At 66.3% G+C, this 18,994-nt stretch carries 18 protein-coding genes; 13 read left to right on the plus strand and 5 right to left on the minus strand.

What is annotated here, in order from left to right:
- The first annotated feature begins 387 nt into the window (after positions 1 to 387).
- The 5 genes from A6A40_RS03795 (at position 388) to A6A40_RS03815 (ending at position 10,295) form a co-directional block, all read left to right on the plus strand.
- The gene (locus tag A6A40_RS03795) at positions 388 to 1,347 is read left to right on the plus strand and encodes an ArdC family protein (protein WP_063634178.1); all 960 of its coding nucleotides are present in this window, start codon (positions 388 to 390) and stop codon (positions 1,345 to 1,347) included.
- 48 nt (positions 1,348 to 1,395) lie between these two features.
- Positions 1,396 to 3,561: a ParB/RepB/Spo0J family partition protein gene (locus A6A40_RS03800; protein ID WP_063634179.1), complete on the plus strand. Its 2,166-nt coding sequence runs from the start codon at positions 1,396 to 1,398 to the stop codon at positions 3,559 to 3,561.
- 66 nt (positions 3,562 to 3,627) lie between these two features.
- On the plus strand, positions 3,628 to 8,001 hold the full coding sequence (locus A6A40_RS03805) for a strawberry notch family protein (RefSeq protein WP_063634180.1): 4,374 nt from the start codon (positions 3,628 to 3,630) through the stop codon (positions 7,999 to 8,001).
- A gap of 30 nt (positions 8,002 to 8,031) precedes the next feature.
- Positions 8,032 to 9,042 (plus strand): DUF7146 domain-containing protein, encoded by a 1,011-nt coding sequence (locus A6A40_RS03810; RefSeq protein ID WP_472240441.1) that lies wholly within the window; start codon positions 8,032 to 8,034, stop codon positions 9,040 to 9,042.
- A 314-nt stretch (positions 9,043 to 9,356) separates the two neighbouring features.
- On the plus strand, positions 9,357 to 10,295 hold the full coding sequence (locus A6A40_RS03815) for a DUF2493 domain-containing protein (RefSeq protein WP_063634182.1): 939 nt from the start codon (positions 9,357 to 9,359) through the stop codon (positions 10,293 to 10,295).
- A gap of 346 nt (positions 10,296 to 10,641) precedes the next feature.
- Here the strand turns inward: A6A40_RS03815 and A6A40_RS03820 are convergent, their stop codons facing one another.
- On the minus strand, positions 10,642 to 11,724 hold the full coding sequence (locus tag A6A40_RS03820; protein WP_108546628.1) for a hypothetical protein: 1,083 nt from the start codon (positions 11,722 to 11,724) through the stop codon (positions 10,642 to 10,644).
- A gap of 1,248 nt (positions 11,725 to 12,972) precedes the next feature.
- Here A6A40_RS03820 and A6A40_RS03825 point away from each other — a divergent pair.
- Together A6A40_RS03825 and A6A40_RS30960 are read left to right on the plus strand one after the other, a co-directional pair.
- Entirely contained in the window at positions 12,973 to 13,269 is a 297-nt protein-coding gene (locus A6A40_RS03825) for a DUF736 domain-containing protein (protein WP_063634184.1), read from the plus strand.
- A gap of 300 nt (positions 13,270 to 13,569) precedes the next feature.
- Positions 13,570 to 13,743: a hypothetical protein gene (locus tag A6A40_RS30960; RefSeq protein WP_167562460.1), complete on the plus strand. Its 174-nt coding sequence runs from the start codon at positions 13,570 to 13,572 to the stop codon at positions 13,741 to 13,743.
- An 11-nt stretch (positions 13,744 to 13,754) separates the two neighbouring features.
- Here A6A40_RS30960 and A6A40_RS03830 read toward each other — a convergent pair whose 3' ends face one another.
- Positions 13,755 to 14,012: a helix-turn-helix domain-containing protein gene (locus A6A40_RS03830; protein WP_063634185.1), complete on the minus strand. Its 258-nt coding sequence runs from the start codon at positions 14,010 to 14,012 to the stop codon at positions 13,755 to 13,757.
- A 155-nt stretch (positions 14,013 to 14,167) separates the two neighbouring features.
- Between A6A40_RS03830 and A6A40_RS03835 the strand changes: the two genes are divergently transcribed.
- Positions 14,168 to 14,617: a helix-turn-helix domain-containing protein gene (locus tag A6A40_RS03835; protein WP_063634186.1), complete on the plus strand. Its 450-nt coding sequence runs from the start codon at positions 14,168 to 14,170 to the stop codon at positions 14,615 to 14,617.
- Here the strand turns inward: A6A40_RS03835 and A6A40_RS03840 are convergent.
- On the minus strand, positions 14,610 to 14,888 hold the full coding sequence (locus A6A40_RS03840) for a helix-turn-helix domain-containing protein (RefSeq protein WP_082860712.1): 279 nt from the start codon (positions 14,886 to 14,888) through the stop codon (positions 14,610 to 14,612). The two genes, A6A40_RS03835 and A6A40_RS03840, sit on opposite strands and share 8 nt — an antisense overlap.
- 97 nt (positions 14,889 to 14,985) lie before the next feature.
- Here A6A40_RS03840 and A6A40_RS03845 point away from each other — a divergent pair, with 97 nt between their 5' ends.
- Positions 14,986 to 15,576, plus strand: a complete 591-nt coding sequence (locus tag A6A40_RS03845) for a hypothetical protein (protein WP_236783723.1) — start codon at positions 14,986 to 14,988, stop codon at positions 15,574 to 15,576.
- A gap of 190 nt (positions 15,577 to 15,766) precedes the next feature.
- Here A6A40_RS03845 and A6A40_RS03850 read toward each other — a convergent pair whose 3' ends face one another.
- Positions 15,767 to 16,012, minus strand: a complete 246-nt coding sequence (locus tag A6A40_RS03850) for a transcriptional regulator (RefSeq protein WP_236783724.1) — start codon at positions 16,010 to 16,012, stop codon at positions 15,767 to 15,769.
- A gap of 194 nt (positions 16,013 to 16,206) precedes the next feature.
- Here A6A40_RS03850 and A6A40_RS03855 point away from each other — a divergent pair, with 194 nt between their 5' ends.
- From A6A40_RS03855 to A6A40_RS03860, 3 genes are all read left to right on the plus strand, one after another.
- Positions 16,207 to 16,482 carry a DNA -binding domain-containing protein gene (locus tag A6A40_RS03855; protein WP_014248245.1) on the plus strand — a complete coding sequence of 92 codons (276 nt, stop codon included), beginning with the start codon at positions 16,207 to 16,209 and terminating at the stop codon, positions 16,480 to 16,482.
- A 200-nt stretch (positions 16,483 to 16,682) separates the two neighbouring features.
- Complete coding sequence (locus A6A40_RS30885) at positions 16,683 to 16,889, plus strand: transcriptional regulator domain-containing protein (protein WP_162363812.1); 207 nt, start codon at positions 16,683 to 16,685, stop codon at positions 16,887 to 16,889.
- 7 nt (positions 16,890 to 16,896) lie between these two features.
- A complete protein-coding gene (locus tag A6A40_RS03860) occupies positions 16,897 to 17,442 on the plus strand; it encodes a DUF2285 domain-containing protein (protein ID WP_063634190.1) in 546 nt (181 codons plus the stop codon).
- A gap of 11 nt (positions 17,443 to 17,453) precedes the next feature.
- Here A6A40_RS03860 and A6A40_RS03865 read toward each other — a convergent pair whose 3' ends face one another.
- Complete coding sequence (locus tag A6A40_RS03865) at positions 17,454 to 18,275, minus strand: restriction endonuclease (RefSeq protein ID WP_082860714.1); 822 nt, start codon at positions 18,273 to 18,275, stop codon at positions 17,454 to 17,456.
- A gap of 464 nt (positions 18,276 to 18,739) precedes the next feature.
- Here A6A40_RS03865 and A6A40_RS03870 point away from each other — a divergent pair, with 464 nt between their 5' ends.
- The gene (locus A6A40_RS03870; RefSeq protein ID WP_063634191.1) at positions 18,740 to 18,991 is read left to right on the plus strand and encodes a helix-turn-helix transcriptional regulator; all 252 of its coding nucleotides are present in this window, start codon (positions 18,740 to 18,742) and stop codon (positions 18,989 to 18,991) included.
- The last annotated feature ends 3 nt before the right edge of the window (positions 18,992 to 18,994 follow it).

Below are 18,994 nucleotides of genomic sequence, written 5' to 3' on the forward strand. Positions count from 1 at the left end.
CCTCAGCAGGTTTGCCGCCTCCCGTTCAGTCATCAGCTGAGGAATGTGGGTATCGGTGTGCTCAATCATGGAATTTAGCTGCCAGCTTCTTGAAGCAGGGCGCAATGCCGTCTTGTAGATGGCAGATCGTTTCTTGCAAGCCGCTCGTCAATCCATGGGCGATTTGGCTTCCAACGTAGATTCGGCGGCAACGGCTTGGGCATTCGTGCAGTGGAGTACCGTTGCGTGGTTGGGCGTAGCGCAAAAAGAAGCCATGGCGTAGGGCGTCACGGTGGGGAAATCGAGCATACGGGCAATCGGCATAGAGGAAGAGGGCTACGGGGAAGACCGTGACGGGCCTGAAGACTGGAGGAGAGGCCTCCGGCCGGTCCGTCGCGGAGACCTGCCATGCCTCATGCCCTGCGAGACGCCCAGCCTGCTTCCGGGCGCGTCAGCCTCTATGCCGAGATCACTGCCCGGATCATCGCCGAACTGGAAGCCGGGCGGCTGCCCTGGGTGCAGCCCTGGGGGAGCGCGGACACTGCCTCCCTCGGCCTGCCGCGCAACGCCTCTTCCGGGAGGGCCTATTCGGGGATCAACGTCCTGATCCTATGGGGCGCCGTTTTCGCCGGCGGCTTCTCCGGCCAGAACTGGCTGACCTACCGGCAAGCTCGGTCGCTGGGCGGCACTGTCCGCCGGGGCGAGCGCGGCACCACATTGGTCTATGCCGACCGCTTCGTTCCCGACCGCGAGCGCCTTCGAGCGCGCGAGGAAGGTGAGACCGCCCAGCCGATCCCGTTCCTCAAGCGCTTTACCGTCTTCAACACCGACCAGTGCGAGGGCCTGCCCGAGAACATCGCCCCGATGCCGCCGCCGATTCCGGCGGGACTGATCCTGCCACGGGCCGAAGCGCTGATCCGCGCCAGCGGGGTGGAGGTCCGCATCGGCGGCGACCGGGCCTTTTACCATCTCCAGCACGATTACGTGCAGGTGCCGGCTCCCCAGAGCTTCTTCGAGCCGGTCAACTGGCACCGCACGGCGCTGCATGAGCTGGGTCACAGCACCGGCCATCCCAGCCGGCTGGGCCGCGACCTGTCCGGCGCCTTCGGCTCCCGGAAATACGCGTTCGAGGAGCTGGTGGCGGAGATCGCCTCGGCCTTTCTCTGCGCGGCCCTCGGCATCGTACCCACCGTCCGCCATGCCGACTACATCGGCACCTGGCTGGAGGTGCTGCGCGAGGACGATCGCGCCATCGTCCGGGCCGCCAGTCAGGCCAGCCGAGCCGCTGATTATCTGCTCGCTTGCCTGCCCGAAGGCACCATGCCCGGAAGAGAGGAAGAGGGGGGTGGGGATCGGGGGGACGGGTGAGGAGATCGGGAGAGAGGCTCCCGGCCGCCCGTCGCGGAGATCATCCCCATGGCCATCGCCAAGATCGTCCTCAGCGCCTCGCGCGACATTCCCTTCAACAAGCTGGTGCTGTCCCAGGCCAACGTCCGCAAACTCAAGGCCGGCGTCTCCATCAAGGACCTCGCCGAGGACATCGCCCGGCGCACCCTGCTGCACGGGCTCACCGTCCGGCCGGTGCTCGACGCCGAGGGCAACGAGACCGGAGTCTATGAGGTGCCGGTCGGCGGCCGCCGCTTCCGGGCGCTGGAGCTGCTGGTCAGGCAGAAGCGCATGAGCCGGACCCAGCCGGTGCCCTGCGTGGTGCGCAGCGGCGGCCTCGCCGAGGAGGACTCGCTGGCCGAGAACCTGCAGCGCGAGCCGCTGCATCCGCTCGACCAGTTCCGCGCCTTCCACACCCTGCGTGAGGCGGGCCTCGGCGAGGAGGAGATCGCCGCCCGCTTCTTCGTCGCCCCCGGCGTGGTGAAGCAGCGCCTCAAGCTGGCCGCCGTCGCGCCGGCGCTGCTCGACGCTTATGCCGAGGAGCGGATGACGCTGGAGCAGCTGATGGCCTTCACCGTCACCGACGACCGGACGCGCCAGGAGCAGGTGTGGGAGACGCTGTCCAAATCCTACAGCCGCGAGCCGTATCAGATCCGCCGGTTGCTGACCGAGGGGGCGGTGCGGGCGTCGGACAAGCGGGCGCTGTTCGTCGGGCTGGAGACCTATGCGGCGGCCGGCGGCATGGTGATGCGCGACCTGTTCCAGCACGACGACGGCGGCTGGCTGCAGGACCCGGCGCTGCTCGACCGGCTGGTCGCCGGGAAGCTGGAGGCCGAGGCCGCCACCATCCAGGCCGAGGGCTGGAAATGGGTGGAGGTGGCGCTGGGCTTCCCCTATGGGCACAGCCGGGGCCTGCGCCGGCTGGCCGGCGAGCCGGTGCCGCTGACCGAGGCCGAACAGGCCACCTACGACGCGCTGCACGCCGAGTACGAGCAACTGGAGAACACCGATCCGGCCGACCTGGAGGCGCTGGAGACGGCGTCGCAGCGGCTCAACGCCATCGACGTGGCGCTGCGGGAGCTGGAGGAGCGGCCGCTGGTCTTCGAGTCGGCCGAGGTGGCGCGGGCGGGGGTGTTCGTCAGCGTCGATGCCGAGGGCCGGCTCCAGGTCGACCGCGGCTATGTCCGTCCGGAGGATGAGGCGCCGGTCGAGCCGGTGCCGGTGGCCGGCAGCAACGACGCCCCGGCAGTTGAACCGGCGGGCGGTGCCGGCAGCACCACCGGCCCTGTTGCGGCCCAGCCCGCCGCCATCAGCGGCGGCAGCCGGGTGTCGGCGCCGGTCCCTATCCCCGCCACCGGATCGGACGGTGCGGATGAGGAGGACGCCATCCGGCCGCTGCCCGACCGGCTGCTGACCGAGCTGAGCGTCCACCGCACCCTGGCGCTGCGCGACGCGCTGGCCCGCGATCCCGACACCGCCTTCCTGGCGGCGCTCCACGCGCTGTGCCTGCGCCTGTTCTATCACCGGGGCAGCGGCTCCTGCCTCGACCTGGAGGTGAAGAGCGCGACCTTCAGCGTGCAGCCGCCGGACCTCGCCACCAGCGCCGCGGCGAAGGCGATCGACACCCGCCAGCGCCTGTGGGTCGAGCAGTTGCCGCGGGAGCCGGACGAGCTGTGGACGGTGCTGCTGGGGTTCGACGGCGACAGCCGGGCGGCGCTGTTCGCCCACTGCGTCTCTCTGGGCGTCAACGCCGTGCATGAGTCCTGGAACCGGGCGCCGCAGCGTGCCGCCCACGCCGACGTGCTGGCCGGGGCGGTCGGGCTGGACATGGTGGCGGCAGGCTGGACCGCGACGGTGGACAGCTATCTCGGCCGGGTGCCGAAGATGCGCATCCTCGAAGCGGTGCGGGAGGCGCGGGGCGCCGAGGCGGCCCGGCTGATCGACCATCTGCGCAAAGGCGACATGGCGAAGGAGGCCGAGCGGCTGCTCGCCGGCAGCGGCTGGCTGCCGGAACCGCTGCGCGCCCGGTCGGAGGAAGCTCCAACGGCCGGGGATGGAGACGGGGTCGATTATGGGGACGCGGTTGACAGCGGCGACAGCGTCGGCGGTGCGGGCACCGATGCTCTGCCCGCTTTCCTGACCGGCGCCGGTGGTCCGGGGGATGAGGAAGAGGAGGCTCCCGCCAAGGCAGCCTGATCGCGGTGTGGCGGAGCGGCGCCCGGCCGCTCCGCCTTCTTCCCTTCCTTCATCCGGAGGTTCGCTATGACCATGACCGCCGATGCCCGCGGTTTCCCCGCGGACGCCCGTGCCGCCGCGCGCGGAACCGCGGGCGCCGCCCTGTTCGCCGTCGCCGAGCGGCTGTTGCCCGACCTCGAACGCGGCCGTGCCATCGACACCACCGCGCTGCGCACCGCGATGACGGCGGCCTTCGGCGGCACCGACGCAGAAGGCGCCTGGACCTGGAAGCTGGCCTACGATGCCGGCGAGGCCGCGCAGCTTCTGTTCCTCCGCCGTTTCGGCACCGCCATGCGCCTCCGGGCCGGTGACCCGGCGGCCTTCGCGGCGCTGCTGGCGCGGGTGGCGGCGCTGCTGCCGTCCCAGACCCGCCGCTCCGAGGAGAGCCAGGCCCGCCAGCAGTTCTCGACCCCGCTGCCGCTGGCTGCTGCGGTCGCCGCGGCCGCGGCGCTGACCCCGGCCGACCGTGTGCTGGAGCCCTCCGCCGGCACCGGCCTGCTGGCCATCTTCGCCGAGTTGGCCGGGGCCTCGCTCGCCCTCAACGAGCTGGCGGACTGCCGGGCCGGCCTGCTGGAGCGGCTGTTTCCCGGCGTGCCGGTGACCCGGTTCGACGCCGCCAGCCTGCACGATCACCTCGACCCGGCGGTGGTGCCGACGGTGGTGCTGATGAACCCGCCCTTCTCGGCCCTGGCCGCGGTGGACGGCCGGGTGGCCGACGCCGCGTTCCGGCACATCGCCGCGGCCCTGGCTCGGCTGGCCGAGGGCGGGCGCCTCGTCGCCGTCACCGGCGCCGGGCTGTCCCCGGATCATCCCGCGTGGCGGGACGCCTTCACCCGCGTGCAGGAGCGCGGCCGGGTCGTTTTCTCCGCCGCCGTTGACGGCAGGGTCTACGCCCGCCACGGCACCACCGTCGATACCCGCCTCACCGTCATCGACCGCATCCCGGCCGAGGACCCGACCGTCATCCCTGTCTCCTTGGGCACCGCCCCCGACGTCGCGACGCTGCTCGGCTGGGTCCGACAGGCCGTTCCGTGCCGTGCACCGATGGCAGCGTCCACAGCACCGCTCCAGTCGATGATGGCTCGGCCTGCGGCGGGACGAAAGGCGCGCCGGGCAATGCCCAGCCCCAGGACCATGGCGCCGATGGAGCCGACGGCGGTCGAGCTGGTCTACGAGACGCGCGACTGGACGCCGACCGCCGACACCCGGCTGAGCGCGGGGATTTACGAACCCTACGCGCTGCAATCGATCACCATTCCCGGCGCCCGGCCGCACCCGACGCCGCTGGTCCAGTCCGCCGCCATGGCGTCAGTCGCCCCGCCCAAACCGCGCTACCGTCCGCATCTGCCCGCCGCCCTGATCACCGGCGGCACCCTCTCCGACGCCCAGTTGGAGAGCGTCATCCTCGCCGGAGAGGCGCATGCCGGCCACCTCGCCGGCTCCTGGACGGTGGACGAGACCTTCGACACCGTCTCGGCCGCACCGGAGGGGGCCGAGGGGGCGGTGCGCTTCCGCCGCGGCTGGTTCCTCGGCGACGGCACCGGCGCCGGCAAGGGCCGGCAGGTCGCCGGCATCCTGCTCGACAACTGGCTCAAAGGACGCCAGCGCGCGCTCTGGGTCTCGAAGTCCGACACCCTGATCGAGGACGCCCAGCGCGACTGGTCGGCGCTCGGCCAGGAGCGCCTGCTGGTGACCCCGCTGTCGCGCTTTCGCCCTGGCGCCCCGATCGCGCTGGAACGCGGCATCCTCTTCACCACCTACGCCACCCTGCGCGGCGACGGCGGCGAGAACGCCGTGCCGCGCGTCCAGCAGGTCGTCGACTGGCTCGGCCGCGACTTCGACGGGGTGATCGTCTTCGACGAGTCGCACGCCCTGCGCAACGCCGGCGGCAGCGCCGGCTTCGGCCGGGACGGCGGTCCCGTCACCCCGTCCCAGCAGGGCCGCGCCGGCCTGCGCCTTCAGCACGCCCTGCCGGACACACGGATCCTCTACGTCTCCGCCACCGGCGCCACCACCGTGCACAACCTCGCCTACGCCCAGCGCCTCGGCCTGTGGGGCGGCGCCGACTTCCCCTTCGCCACGCGCGGGGAGTTCGTTCAGGCCATTGAGGCCGGCGGCGTTGCCGCCATGGAGGTGCTGGCCCGCGACCTCAAGGCCCTCGGCCTCTACAGCGCCCGCTCGCTCTCCTTCGACGGCGTCGCCTACGAGATGGTCGAGCACCGGCTGACGCCGGGACAGATCGCGATCTACGACGCCTACGCCGCCGCCTTCCAGATCATCCACGCCAATCTGGACGCGGCGCTGGAGGCCAGCAATGTCACCGGAAGCGGAGGCACCCTGAACCGCGCCGCCAAGGCCGCCGCCCGTTCCGCCTTCGAGAGCGCCAAACAGCGCTTCTTCAACCACCTGATCACCGCGATGAAGACGCCGACCCTGCTGCGCGCGATCGAGCGCGACCTCGCCGCCGGCCACGCGGTTGTGGTGCAGCTTGTCTCCACCGGCAAGGCGCTGATGGAGCGCCGGCTGGCCGACATCCCGACCGAGGAATGGAACGACATCCAGGTCGACATCACGCCGCGCGAATATGCCCTGGACTATCTGGCCCATTCCTTTCCGACCCAACTGCATGAACCTTTCACCGACACCGATGGGAACCTGTCGTCGCGGCCGGTGTGGCGGGACGGCCAGCCGGTGCTGTGCCGGGAGGCGGTCGAGCGGCGCGACCGCATGATCGAGCGGCTGGCGGCGCTGGAGCCGGTGCCGGGGGCGCTCGACCAGATCGTCCAGCGTTTCGGCGCCGAAATGGTGGCCGAGGTCACCGGCCGCTCGCGGCGTATCGTGCGCAAGCTCGACCCCGGCGGGCTGGAGCGGCTGGCGGTGGAGAGCCGCCCCGGTTCGGCCAACCTCGCCGAGACCCAGGCCTTCCTCGACGACGACAAGCGCATCCTGGTCTTCTCCGACGCCGGCGGCACCGGTCGCAGCTACCACGCCGATCTCGGCGCCAAGAACCGGCGCTTGCGGGTGCATTACCTGCTGGAGGCGGGCTGGAAGGCCGACAGCGCCATCCAGGGGCTGGGGCGGTCCAACCGCACCAACCAGGCGCAGCCGCCGCTGTTCCGTCCGATCGCCACCGACGTGCGGGCGGAGAAGCGCTTCCTCTCCACCATCGCCCGCCGGCTCGACACGCTGGGCGCCATCACCCGCGGCCAGCGCCAGACCGGCGGTCAGGGCCTGTTCCGCGCCGACGACAACCTCGAATCCGTCTACGCCCGTGCCGCCCTGCGCCAGCTCTACGGCCTGCTGCACGCCGGCAAGGTCGAGGGCTGTTCGCTGGGGGACTTCGAGGCGGCGACCGGGCTATCCCTGAGCGACCGCGACGGTGGCCTGCGGGACGAGCTGCCGCCGATCACCACCTTCCTCAACCGGCTGCTGGCGCTGACCATCGGTTTGCAGAACACGCTGTTCACCGTGTTCGAGCAGTTGCTGACCGCCAGGATCGAGGGGGCCATCTCGTCGGGCACCTACGACCGCGGCGTCGAGACGCTGGTGGCGGACAGCTTCACCGTCACCGGGCGGCGGACGCTCCACACCCACGCGGCGACCGGGGCGGAAACCCGGCTGTTCACGCTGGCTCGGCGCGACCGCAACCAGCCGATGGGTGCGGAGGACGCGCTGGAGCGCGGTGCCGGGCCGCAGGCCCGGTTGCTGGTGAACACGCGCTCGGGGCGGGCGGCGGTGGCAGTGCCGGCGGCGAGCCTGATGCTGGACGACGGCACGGTGGAGCGCCGGGTGCGGCTGCTCCGGCCGATGGAGCGGGTCACGGTGACGTTGGCCGAACTTGCCCAGAGCCAATGGCGTCCGGCCGAGCCGGAGTCCTTCTCGGCCGCCTGGGAGGCGGAGGTCGCCGCCGTGCCAGAGTTTTCCACCAGCACGCTCCACCTCGTGACCGGGCTGCTGCTGCCGGTGTGGCGGCGCCTGCCGGACACGAACCTGCGGGTGGTGCGGTTGCAGACCGACGCGGGCGAGCGGATCATCGGCCGCGTGGTGGCGCCGGATGCGCTGCCCGAGGTCGAGCGGAACTTCGGCGTTGGGGCCGGGGCAGCGGTTCCCGTGCCATCGGTCGAGGAGGCCTGGACGCGGGTGCAAGGTGAGCGGGTGGCCCTGCATCTGGCCGACGGGCTGTGGCTGCGCCGGGTGACGGTGGCGGGCGCGCATCGCATCGAGCTGTTCGGTTTCACCGGCGGGATGGTGGACCGGCTGAAGACGCTGGGGCTGACGGGGGAGATCATCGCCTGGAGCCTGCGGCTGTTCGTACCGGTGGGCGAGCGGGGAGCGGCGGTGTTCGCGGCACTGCTCGCGCGGCACCCGCTGCTGCGCCTCGTCGATCGGACGGTGGCGTGAGCGGCCGGCACCATGTCCGCGGCGTCGGAGATGGCGCAACGCCTTGCGCGGGAGGCCGAGGCGGTGTGTCGGCGTTACCTCCCGGCTGGCCGGCGGGAAGGATGTTACTGGCGGATCGGCGACGTTCAGGGCACGCCGGGGGGCAGCCTTTACGTCCACCTGTACGGCATCGCCGCCGGCAAATGGGCCGACGGGGCCACCGGCGAGCACGGCGACCTGCTCGATCTCATCGGGGCGAATCGGGGGCTCGGCCGCCTGCGCGATGTCCTGGCCGAGGCCCGGGGGTTTCTCGGCCAACCTCGTCCCCCGTCCGCCTGCGGAGGCTGGACGCCGTCAGTGGCGGTCGGGTCGCCGGAGGCTGCCCGCCGGCTGTTCGCCCGATCCTTGCCGATCGCCGGCACGCTGGCCGAGACGTATCTGCGCAACCGCGGACTTCCGGACATCCAGAATTCCGGCCCCCTGCGCTTCCAGCCGCGCTGCTGGTACCGGGATGCCGAGGACCGGTTTGCCGCCGGTCCGGCGCTGGTGGCGGCGGTCACCGACCTGGACGGCCGGATCACCGGAGTGCAGCGGCTCTGGCTCGACCCGGTCGGCGGGGGCAAGGCGGCCATGCCATCACCGCGCCGGGCGCTGGGGCACCTGCTCGGCAACGGCGTCCGCTTCGGCGTGGCGCGCGACGCGCTGGCGGCGGGGGAAGGCATCGAGACCATGCTGGCGCTGCGACTCGCCCTGCCGGTCCTGCCGGCGGTGGCCGCGCTCTCGGCCGGGCACCTCGCCGCTCTGCGGCTGCCGTCGGCGCTGCGGCGTCTCTACATCGCCCGCGACAACGACGCGGCCGGGCAGCGCGCCGTGGACCGGTTGGGTGACCGTGCCGACGCGGCCGGCGTCGAGGTCCGGGTGCTGGCGCCGCAGGCCAAGGACCTCAACGACGACCTGCGGGACCACGGTCCGGCGATGCTTCGGGCGCATCTGCGGGCGCAGCTCGCGCCGGAGGACGGCGCAGGGGGCTGGGAAACCGGCGATCCGGGGGCTGATGGATAGGCAGGCGGGAAGCGGGCCAGTGTCGGGTGGGGCGCTGGTTGGAGCCGGGCAGACCCTCCGGTCCGGGAGAGGCCGCGGCCTCGGCCTTCCAGCGGGCGATCGGGCGGCAGCCGGGGCAGGACCGCAACGGCGGCGGTCAACTTTCTTCCCCGGCCGGCTCAGCCGGCCTTCCTCGCGCACCAAGAAAGCCGCCCGCCGCCGTCCTCCGCTCGCGCTGCGGCCCAAGAGGGTGCGGACCCACCCCGCCCGCCGCGAAGGGATCGCCACGAAGGCCGCGATGGGCGCGGCCGGTCCCAGCCGAAGGACGATCCGCCATGGTCACCGCCCCCGACACCGACGATTTCGAGCCCCGCCACGCCGCCTCATCCACCGATCACGCGCTGGTCGAACTCCAGCTCTACGGCCACCGGCCCTTCCAGGACGATCCCGATCCCCGGCCGTTGCCCGACGAGACCGCCATCCGCGCCGCCCTGGTCGACGTCTTCGACGCCCTGGTTTCCACCCTGACGGACACCCGGTTGGAGCCCGATCTGGCCGACCTGCTGTGGTCCACCGTCAACCTGTTCCACCGCGCCGCCGACCGGGTGCAGCGTGAACTCGACGACAACGAGGACGCCCAGAAGCGCAGCCAGCGCGAGCAGGACGGTTCGGAGATCCGCTCGGTCGAGCTGGAACGGTTGCTGGCCGAGGGGCTGACGCTGATCGAGCGCCGCACCGCCATGGAAATCTTCCGCGACCACGCCGCCGAGCTGTTCGAGGTCCACACCGGTTCCGCCTGGCGGCCACGCGCCGGTTCGCTGGTCAGCCGCCGCACCCTGACGGCGTCGCGGATCGACAGCCGCGACTTCCTCGCCGCCAAGCGGCGGGCCGAGACCGAGCCGCTGCTGCCGGCCGGCCCCCGCATCGCCTTCACCGGCGGGGTGGAATGCAACGACCATCACCGCATCTGGGCGGTGCTCGACAAGGTCCGCGCCAAGCACCCCGACATGGTGCTGCTGCACGGCGGCAGCCCGAAGGGGGCAGAGCGGATCGCCGCCTGCTGGGCCGAGCACCGCAAGGTGGTGCAGGTGCTGTTCAAGCCGGATTGGAGCCGCCACGCCAAGGCCGCCCCCTTCAAGCGCAACGACCGCCTGCTGGAGGCGCTGCCCATCGGGATCATCGCCTTTCCCGGTTCGGGCATCGTGCAGAACCTGGCTGACAAGGCGCGGGCGATGGGCATCCCGGTCTGGTGCTTCGGTGAGGGGACGGCGTGAGCGTCCGTCCGGCGATCTGCAAAGGCGGATTGCCAAATTTCCGTAGATCAGAAATCGCAGAAGGCGAGCTTCCGCTCAGCGCCAGAAGCGGTCGCGGAAAAATTTCTTTGACTAAGACTTCTTCCAGAGTTTTCCGTAAATAATCCCCCTGTGCATTACTTAATTTCCTTCTTTTGTCATAGATATATTTTGGTGTTTCTATAGGTTATAATCTTCTTTAATATGCAGGATAATTAACTCTCACCATCCACCGCTTTGAATTAACTGCTATCAATTTCATGTTTGCAATTTTTCTGATTATTTTTGCACGATGATTGATTAAATCATCATCTCCCCATTTGTTTTATCAAACTGAAATATTTCCAGAGTTCAGATCAAGACCGATCAATTTAGCCTTTTTTGTTATGAACACATAATTTGAAAAAGAAGATAAGGCGTTAAACTTAGAGAAAGTGTAGTTTTTTGTTTTTTGCGTACCGCTGCTGCGGTTTAGTTCTATAAAATTTTGCCGAGATATTATCTTATATGTTTTCAGCAATGATGAGGCCTCATCTCCTGTTAATAAAGAGCCGATATAATCATCCAATGATATTTCACTACCATCAATGATGCTGTACGTATATGTGCGATGAATATCCTCTCCATTATAATCAGAATCAAGCATAACATACCATTGAAAAGCGCTAAAAAGCTCAACATAGCAGTATAGTATCCTGTCTTCTTTTGATCCATATAGAACCAAACCATGAACAGGGTAATAATGGCTTTTTTGAACTTTTTCTTCAAACTCAGCTTCAATTCCGTTCATAGGTATTGAAGGAGCAATAAGAAGTTTGTCATGAAACATATGATTTTTGATATCTATTACGTCTATAATATTATCACGAGGCACTCCGTGAAATGTCGCAAATCCAGCCGAAATTTTTGCAATACCTTTGGAAAAAACGGAATTATCGAGAGAAAAGCCGATCTTAAATTCTCCCGAAATATCATCAAAGATCTCAACTTCTTCGGATTCGGAAATATCTCCCTTTTTTATAAGATAAGTCTTATAATTCTCGCCTGTTTTTTGCGAGTCGGCGTAGATGGCTTTTTTATCAGGATCAAAGAAAGGTTTCCTTGGATAATATCTGTTGTTTTTCAGTACAACATCGACATTATATCCATCATGCACCGCTCGCAGACTCGATGTGGTTTTTCTATCTTTTTCAATTTCTAATCTAAGACAAAATCCTTCAAAAATCTTCACAAATCGTTTATCAATCAGATCGTTGAGATCCTGATTAGCTTTATGGGACAAAATACGGAGAGATGACAATTTCCCTCCTAATGCATTTGGAATAATATGCTCAAGCGACTCAGATTCATCTTCTTGAAGATCTTTTCTTTTTGCTTTCAGTGTTTTTCCCGTGAGATAGCAAATATTCATTTCAAATTTCCTTTTATTTGATCAAAAGCACTTCAGAAGAGCTGGCATTTCATGTGAGACTTTTCTGCTCTAAGTCGCTTAAAATTCATTACATCAAAGGCAAGCAATATGTCCAGCACTTGCTGCCGCACCTATAGAACGACATGCGAGTGCCGATCCTGGCAAGACACTCCCTATGGTGGTTCTCCGACAGATCCTATCATTGCCATAGGGTACGTGGCGATGTAGGCGGCTGTGCGGGCGAGGGCAATCGCATTTGAAATCTAGAGTCCTATGAAGGGACTTCCGTCATCCCCGCGAAGGCGGGGATCCAGAGTTCGCATGGCGAATCTGTTGGAAAAGCCTGGATCCCCGCCTTCGCGGGGATGACGGGTTTCCTTGAAAAGGAGCATGATCTTCATATGCGATTGCCCTGGTGCGGGCAGGCCCGCCCACCGGGCTCTCGTGAACCGAGCCACCTGAGGTGTCTCGGCCCTTCGGGCTTCGATCCCTGCCGGGGCCGCCGTTTCGGCCGGGAGTAAGGGCGAGGGAGCCGATGCGTCCTTCGGCCTCGGTGCGTGGGGGGGGCAGCCAGTCAGGCAGGGAACGACCACCCGGTCATGCCGCCGGATCGCTGCCGAGGCCGGCCGCTTCGAAGGCCCGTTGAAGGCTGCCCGGCGCGTAGCCGCGCGACGATCTCCCGCCGCTCTCGAAACGGCGCACCGCCGACACGGGCAAGGTCGCCTTCTCGACCAGGGTCTCCTGGGAACATCGATGCTGGCTCCGGAAAGTTCGGCGCTGTTCGGGGCGCGCGTCCTATCTCTGCCGTTCTATCGAGGCGCAATCATGGCCGGTCGGGTCGGGTCGTGCCCGTTCTGCCGGTGTGGCCGCCGCAGTGTGCCGATGGTGGAGCGCCTGGGCGCGCCCAGCATGATCATCCCTCTCCGGATCGAACCCGCTGAGCCATCCGGCGTACTCAACGGTCTGGAGTCCGGTGCGGCCAGCGCGGCTTTGTCTGCTGGCGACTCTGGCGCCGGGGACGGCTGCCTTGGCAGCCCGACCTCGATCCCGCAACCGGCGAACGCCGACCGTCTTCCCCGCCGTGCTCGGCCAAGGCCGGCGCGCGGCTTCCTCGCGAGACAAGACGCCCGGCTCCCGCCGGTCCTCCGCTGCGCTGCGGCCCTTTGGGTGCGGGCCGGCCGCCCGGCGCCCTTTGATCGCCATCAAGGCCGCGATGGTCGCGACCGCACCCCATCAAGGAGACGACAGATGGCCCAGATCGGCAGCTTCACCCGCAGCGACGACGGTTCCTTCGCCGGCACGATCAAGACCCTCACCCTCAACATCAAGGCCCGCTTCGTTCCCATGGAGAAGGAGCACGACAAGTCCCCCGACCTGCGCGCCCTGTGCGGGCCGATCGAGATCGGCGCCGGCTGGCGGAAGGCCGCCAAGGACACCGGCCGGCCCTACCACTCGGTCAAGCTCGACGATCCCAGCTTTCCGGCCCCGATCTACGCCAGCCTGGTCGAAGTCGATGGCGGTTACGCGCTGATCTGGTCCCGCTGAGGCGACACGCCGGTTGCAGTGCTCCATCCGGGGAGCTGCAACCGGCAGGTCTGTCCGTCCGGTCCATCACGGCGGCGGTCCGACCTGCGGCGTCTCAGCTTTCCCGAACGTTCTATCTGCCTTTTCAGACCTCCCAGCCTACCATGCCGGATCGCCCCGCATCGAGGACGACCGGTGCCCCCAAAATGCTGCGCATTTCGGCTCCCCCGCTCGCCGGCCGGCCGGTCGCCTGCGGCGATCCTCGACCCGGACCGCTCCGGCACCGTGCGAGCCCCCTGTCTTCAAACACAGGAGGGACCGATGCTGACCATCGACCGGCAAATACAGGAACTCCGCATGGAACTGGCTGCCTGCTTGCTGACCCGTCGCGAGCGTGTCCAGGCCCGGCGAGAGCTGGACACCCTCCTCACCCGGCACGCGGACCGGAACGGCGCGGTCGAGACCTTGGCCGCCGACGACCCGGCGCCCGACTGAGGCGCCGTTTCCTAGGATGACCGGATCGGTGCGATGGTCCCTTCTTCGTCAACCGGGGCCGCATCCGACTCCAGCAACGCACTCGCGGGGACGCCCAGCGCGTCGGCCAGTTCCTTCAGCACGGTGATGGTGGGGTTGCGGGCGCCGCGCTCAATGCCGCTGATGTAGGTGCGGTGCAGGCCTGACTCGAAGGCAAGCTGCTCCTGCGACCAGCCGCGCGTGCGCCTGATCCGCTGAACGTTGAGCCCGACCTGCCTGCAGATATCCATCCGGACAGCTAGCCGGCATGTAGCCTATCGGTCTACAGACTATGAGTAACATTTTGTTGAGAGCCTGCGCGTTACGGTCCATGCTGCACAGCCGGTACGGGAGAAAAGGTGCAAAGGCATCCCGTAGCCAAAGGCGTGATGCAGGAGAAGGCTTCGTGAACGTCGTACCAGAGGCGAGACACAGGGGGCGCGGTCGCACGCCGAAGGTCGGGACCGGCCTGGACAGGGTGGACACCCACGTCGGCGGCCGGCTGCGGCTGCGCCGCACGCTGCTCGGCCTGTCGCAGACTGAACTGGGGAAGAAGGTCGGCCTGACCTTCCAGCAAATCCAGAAGTACGAGCGCGGCGCCAACGGCATCGCCGCCTCGCGGCTCTGGCAGCTGGCGGACGTCCTCGATGTTCCGGTCAGCTTCTTCTTCGACGACATGCCGGAGGCAGCGCCCCGTGCATCCGGGTCATCCGATCCGGAAGCGCCGCCGATGGGACGGCGGGAGACGCTGGAACTGGTGAAATGCTACTACCGGATCAAGGACCCGCGCGTACGCCGTGGGGTCTTCGACTTGGTCAAGGCGACGGTGGGCGCGGTCGAGGACGTGATCAAATGACGTCCGTCTCCTGCGGCAGATCCTTCTTCAGACGAACCCCTTCGCCGCCGCCGTTTTCCGGGATGATTTCCACACCGGCAGCCTCCAGCGCTGCGCGGAGGGCGCGCAGAGTCCGGACATTGAGCTGGCGCTCAATCTCCCGTTCGAAGTCAGCCACGGTCTTCGTCGAAACCTCCGCTGCCTTCGCAAGCTCCTGCTGGTTCATCCGCACAAGAGCCCGTCCCGCGCGACACTGGGCAGGAGAAATAACATTATTCTTGGCATCAGTCATTTTTTATGGTGTCATTATCAATGTCATTTTGCATCATATCAGTTGCGCCGAAAGCCGCAAAGGAGGTGACGTGTCTCCAAGGACGCGAGCGCCGAAGATGAATCGCGCACCCCGGAAGGGGAGTATCGCTGCCGCTGCCCGTCTGCTCACCTCTGTGTCGCAAGAGGGTCAGGACACCGACCCGCTCATCGCCCTCTGGCAGGACTGGCGGGAGACCTTCGCCTCCTCGCAGCGGCTGTGCCAGGAGGCCCAGCGCCTGGAACGGGAGCTGGCCGAAAGGATCGGCTTCCCCCGTGTCGAGGTTCCTCTCGAAGACCCGGAGCGCCCCTCGGTCGTCGCCACCGCCGCCCGTCAGATCGACCGGCTGCTGGGAACGGCGCCGGCCACCCGGTCGTTGCGACGGCGGCTGAAACGCGACCTCGCCGCGGCACAGGCGCGCTGGGACGCCGAGGCGGCGGCGGTCGGCCTCACCAGCGCCATCGAGCGGGAGGCCGCCGCGGACCGGCGGGTGGACGAGATCCTCAAATCCGCCTCCCGCACGCCCGCACGGTCGATCCCCGGCGTCATCGCCAAGCTCGCCATCGCAACCGAATGGGGCGAGCTGGAACCGGGAGCCGACGGCCACCCCTGGGACTTCATCCGCGGCGCCCTCGCAGACCTGACCGCGATGACTGCAAGTGAAACGTAATCCGGGTCGGTCACGCCCGGTCCGCGGTCCGAACCGACGCCATGCTTACCCGGACGAATGACCGATCAACGGGATAGGATAAAAGTTTAGCTAAAACCCACCGGATGCCCCGTTGGCGATCACCCACTATCGAGCATCTAAAGACACAGCGGCACTGTGATATCCAGGACGCGCCGCCGTCGTTCCAGATCTACGGATTTTCGGAAAGCCGCGCGAGGTGGGGGTGATTGGCGGGAAGTTCCAGGAGACCGCGGGGGAGTACCGGGAGCGCCGCTGTCAGGCGGCCGACAATGACGACCGTGGCCTTATGTTCCGCCCGCTCGATGGTGCCGGGATAGCTGCGGTCGATGTCGGCACGGCGCCCCCGCTCCTCCTCTTGCGTGGTGCCCTTGGCAAGGCGCAGGCGGCGGAGGTTCAGAGCCAGGATGTCGGGCATGTCCTCCATCGGCGGGATGGCGCGGGATTGCGGGGCAGGTTTCCACCGAAGACATCGCCCGTTCGGATCCGGCCGGGCAATCCGGTGATCTTTCGGGGCCTGTCTTCGACACCGCTTCGGATCATGCCGGCATATTATAATATGCGCCCGCCCATCGCTTCGGTTCAGGCCACACAGAGGGAGGAGACCAGTCGATGACGAAGCCGCAGCTCGAACCGCCGGTGGCCGACGAGCCGCCCGGTTCGGACAGTCTGACCGATTACGACCGCTTGCACCTCGTCACCTATCTGCGCCTGCTCGATGCCGATGCGGAGGGGGCCGACCCGGACGAAGTCGCCCGCATCGTGCTGCGCATCGATCCCGCCCGTGAGCCCGACCGCGCCCGGCACGCCCACGCCACCCATCTGGCACGGGCGCAATGGATGACCCGCGTCGGCTACCGCCACCTTCTCCGCCAGGGCATGCACTGAATTCCGCATTGCCGGATTTCCGGAAATCCGCCGTTCCGAATGGCCGGATCGGCGGAGTGTGCCTGTGAGTCTGGCGCTGAGTCTGGCGGTGTACGCCGTTCCCGCCCCGTTCTTCGCCATCGGCGCCATCGCAAATTTGCGGCGGCAGGTCACTCTTCAACCTGGGCATAACCTGACGCTGTCCACGCAGCGAAGGCACCATGACGGCGATGAATGACTGGCGAACATCGACCGCCTACCAGTATGTCCTGACCGTCCCCGCCTCTTGCTGGGCGTGGGAGTTCCTGCGCCGCAACAGGGATTATCAGGCGGATGCGGCGGGACAGCGCGACGAGCCGGCCTCCGCCGAGGGGGCCGGCGATTGGGGGTTGCACAGTCCTGGAGGATCCGGGCAAGAGCGGGGCTGAGACCCTGGTGTTCTGGGGACCCGAGGTGCTGCCGGTGCTGGTCCGGCTGTCGCCGGCCCCCAGGACGTATGCCGGTCCGGGCACCGGCCTCGATCCCTGGTGGGGGATGTCGCGCCAGGCCATCTTCCACACCGCAGAGGGCTTCCACGTTGCGCTGGCCGAAGGGCCGCGCGAGCGCCGCTTCTGGATCGAGGGCAAGCGCCTGCCCGGACGCGGCACGCCGCTGCGGGCGCTGATCGCGCTGAACGGTGACCTGGACGCCCAGATCGCAGCACTCCGCCGGTTCCACGACTCGGTGACCAACCCGGCCGCGCCCCCCGACCTGACGCCGTACCAGACCCGCATGCTGATGCGCACCCTCCAGGCACTCGACGCCCACCTCGATGGGGCCAGCGCGCGGGAGACGGCCGAGGCGCTGTTCGGTGCCGAGCGCGTCAAGGCCGACTGGTACCGAGACACGCCCTTGCGCGACCAAGTGCGCTACCTGATCCGTCGTGGGCGCCAACTAATGGACGGCGGGTATCGTGATCTGCTGCGGCGGATGACGCTGTAGAGCAGAAGGCGCTATTCCGATGCGTCAGGTTTTCTTTGGCCAGAACGAAATATCCAACGACCGCGAAACTCCTGTCCGAGTGGTGTAGTCAAATACGCATAGTGCTCAGCCACCATGGCGCGGGCTTCATTTTCTGTGCTGCCGCGTCCAGTCTGCAATCGTACTTTACGGGATTTGTCGGTTGTTGGCTTTGGAAAGCACAAATACCATCCATTTTCCATGTGTATCTGCATGTCAAATTCATCGAGCCTAGGAAATTCGTCGCTGAAAGGGCAAGGTCTAATCATTGCACCATCGCGCTGATAACCGCACTCAAATATTTCTATCATGCCGCTATGTTTATCGTTGTAAGGAATTTCTGTTCTCTCAGACAACGAAGCTCCACAATGCGGACAAAGATAGTCGTCCAATTGTTCCTGCGCGTCGGCAAGCTGCCGGCGCAGGGATTCGATTTCCATCATCTTGTCGTCAATATAGCTGCTTAAATCTTCCAGATTGGTTAGGGTTATATTGGTTTTGTTGGCGGCTCGCACCGCTCCGGACTGAAATCCACATTTCGATACCATCAGGCCGCGGTCTGCGCCGCAATCAGCAACGATGGTCTGCAAGGTCAGAACCTTTTCTTTGGGAACAGGGGTGTTCCAAAATTTGCATTCGACAATCCAGAGGCATTCAATGCCGTGTTTTTTGAAATATACGGCGACATCCACGTTGTGGATTCCACGGGCTCCTTCTACGGGATGTTCGATCCTGACATCACACCCGGCGGCATTGAATACCGCTGCCACGGCATGCTGAAACTCGCGCCATTCTGGTGTCGGTTGTCCGTTCATCTCATTCGTCTCGGGAGGCTGCTCAACTCACGACGTTGTGTCGTTGACGACGAGCCGGTCGTGTACAGCGCCGACCGCTTCAGAACTCCAGGACCACTATACGCAATATGCCGCGGGTGGACAGGCCACAAGCTGAGCGCTTTCCGCTGCTGCAGGAGCGGCAATGACGACTCGTGGCGCACGGTGACGATCTCGCCATCCAATAAAAAGCCGATCGGAAATCCGGATTGCCGCTGATCCGGCGGCATCACGCTGTTCTCGAAGCACGATTGTTGCCCGTTGCGCCTTGCGCCGACTCTTAAGGGGCTCTGACATCAAACGTTTTCAAGGTGTTAAGCGTGCCCTGCCGGGGGACTCGTCCCCATAAAGTCTTTCCCCTCCCTGACCAAGCATTCCCTCCGCCACCGTGCTCCACGACGCGCCCTTCTGTCCCAGGGGCGCCCGCAGCACACGGAGACGGACGAATGGACGACAAGACCGGCGGCTTTCCCCCACGCTTCCTGCGCACGCCCGAGGCCGCTCGCTTCCTCGGCTTGTCCAGCCGGACGATGGAGAAACACCGCCTCTACGGCACCGGCCCGCGCTACCGCAAGATCGGCGGCCGGGTGGTCTACGCCGTCGAGGACCTGAAGAGCTGGGCCGACCAGGGACTGCGCACCTCCACTTCCGATCCGGGCACCGGCACCGTGCGGCCGGCCCGCCCGGCCCACGGGTAAGGC

This window comes from Azospirillum humicireducens (assembly GCF_001639105.2).
Lineage (GTDB): Bacteria > Pseudomonadota > Alphaproteobacteria > Azospirillales > Azospirillaceae > Azospirillum > Azospirillum humicireducens.

What these genes read in the sequence shown, in the direction of transcription:
- A6A40_RS03825 (WP_063634184.1), top strand. Translation starts at nt 12,973, where the DNA reads ATGGCCCAGATCGGCAGCTTCACCCGCAGCGACGACGGTTCCTTCGCC.
- A6A40_RS03820 (WP_108546628.1), bottom strand. Translation starts at nt 11,724, where the DNA reads ATGAATATTTGCTATCTCACGGGAAAAACACTGAAAGCAAAAAGAAAA.
- A6A40_RS30885 (WP_162363812.1), top strand. Translation starts at nt 16,683, where the DNA reads ATGACGGCGATGAATGACTGGCGAACATCGACCGCCTACCAGTATGTC.
- A6A40_RS03840 (WP_082860712.1), bottom strand. Translation starts at nt 14,888, where the DNA reads ATGACTGATGCCAAGAATAATGTTATTTCTCCTGCCCAGTGTCGCGCG.
- A6A40_RS03845 (WP_236783723.1), top strand. Translation starts at nt 14,986, where the DNA reads ATGAATCGCGCACCCCGGAAGGGGAGTATCGCTGCCGCTGCCCGTCTG.
- A6A40_RS03865 (WP_082860714.1), bottom strand. Translation starts at nt 18,275, where the DNA reads ATGAACGGACAACCGACACCAGAATGGCGCGAGTTTCAGCATGCCGTG.
- A6A40_RS03805 (WP_063634180.1), top strand. Translation starts at nt 3,628, where the DNA reads ATGACCATGACCGCCGATGCCCGCGGTTTCCCCGCGGACGCCCGTGCC.
- A6A40_RS03870 (WP_063634191.1), top strand. Translation starts at nt 18,740, where the DNA reads ATGGACGACAAGACCGGCGGCTTTCCCCCACGCTTCCTGCGCACGCCC.
- A6A40_RS03850 (WP_236783724.1), bottom strand. Translation starts at nt 16,012, where the DNA reads ATGCCCGACATCCTGGCTCTGAACCTCCGCCGCCTGCGCCTTGCCAAG.
- A6A40_RS03815 (WP_063634182.1), top strand. Translation starts at nt 9,357, where the DNA reads ATGGTCACCGCCCCCGACACCGACGATTTCGAGCCCCGCCACGCCGCC.
- A6A40_RS03800 (WP_063634179.1), top strand. Translation starts at nt 1,396, where the DNA reads ATGGCCATCGCCAAGATCGTCCTCAGCGCCTCGCGCGACATTCCCTTC.
- A6A40_RS30960 (WP_167562460.1), top strand. Translation starts at nt 13,570, where the DNA reads ATGCTGACCATCGACCGGCAAATACAGGAACTCCGCATGGAACTGGCT.
- A6A40_RS03795 (WP_063634178.1), top strand. Translation starts at nt 388, where the DNA reads ATGCCTCATGCCCTGCGAGACGCCCAGCCTGCTTCCGGGCGCGTCAGC.
- A6A40_RS03810 (WP_472240441.1), top strand. Translation starts at nt 8,032, where the DNA reads ATGGCGCAACGCCTTGCGCGGGAGGCCGAGGCGGTGTGTCGGCGTTAC.
- A6A40_RS03830 (WP_063634185.1), bottom strand. Translation starts at nt 14,012, where the DNA reads ATGGATATCTGCAGGCAGGTCGGGCTCAACGTTCAGCGGATCAGGCGC.
- A6A40_RS03855 (WP_014248245.1), top strand. Translation starts at nt 16,207, where the DNA reads ATGACGAAGCCGCAGCTCGAACCGCCGGTGGCCGACGAGCCGCCCGGT.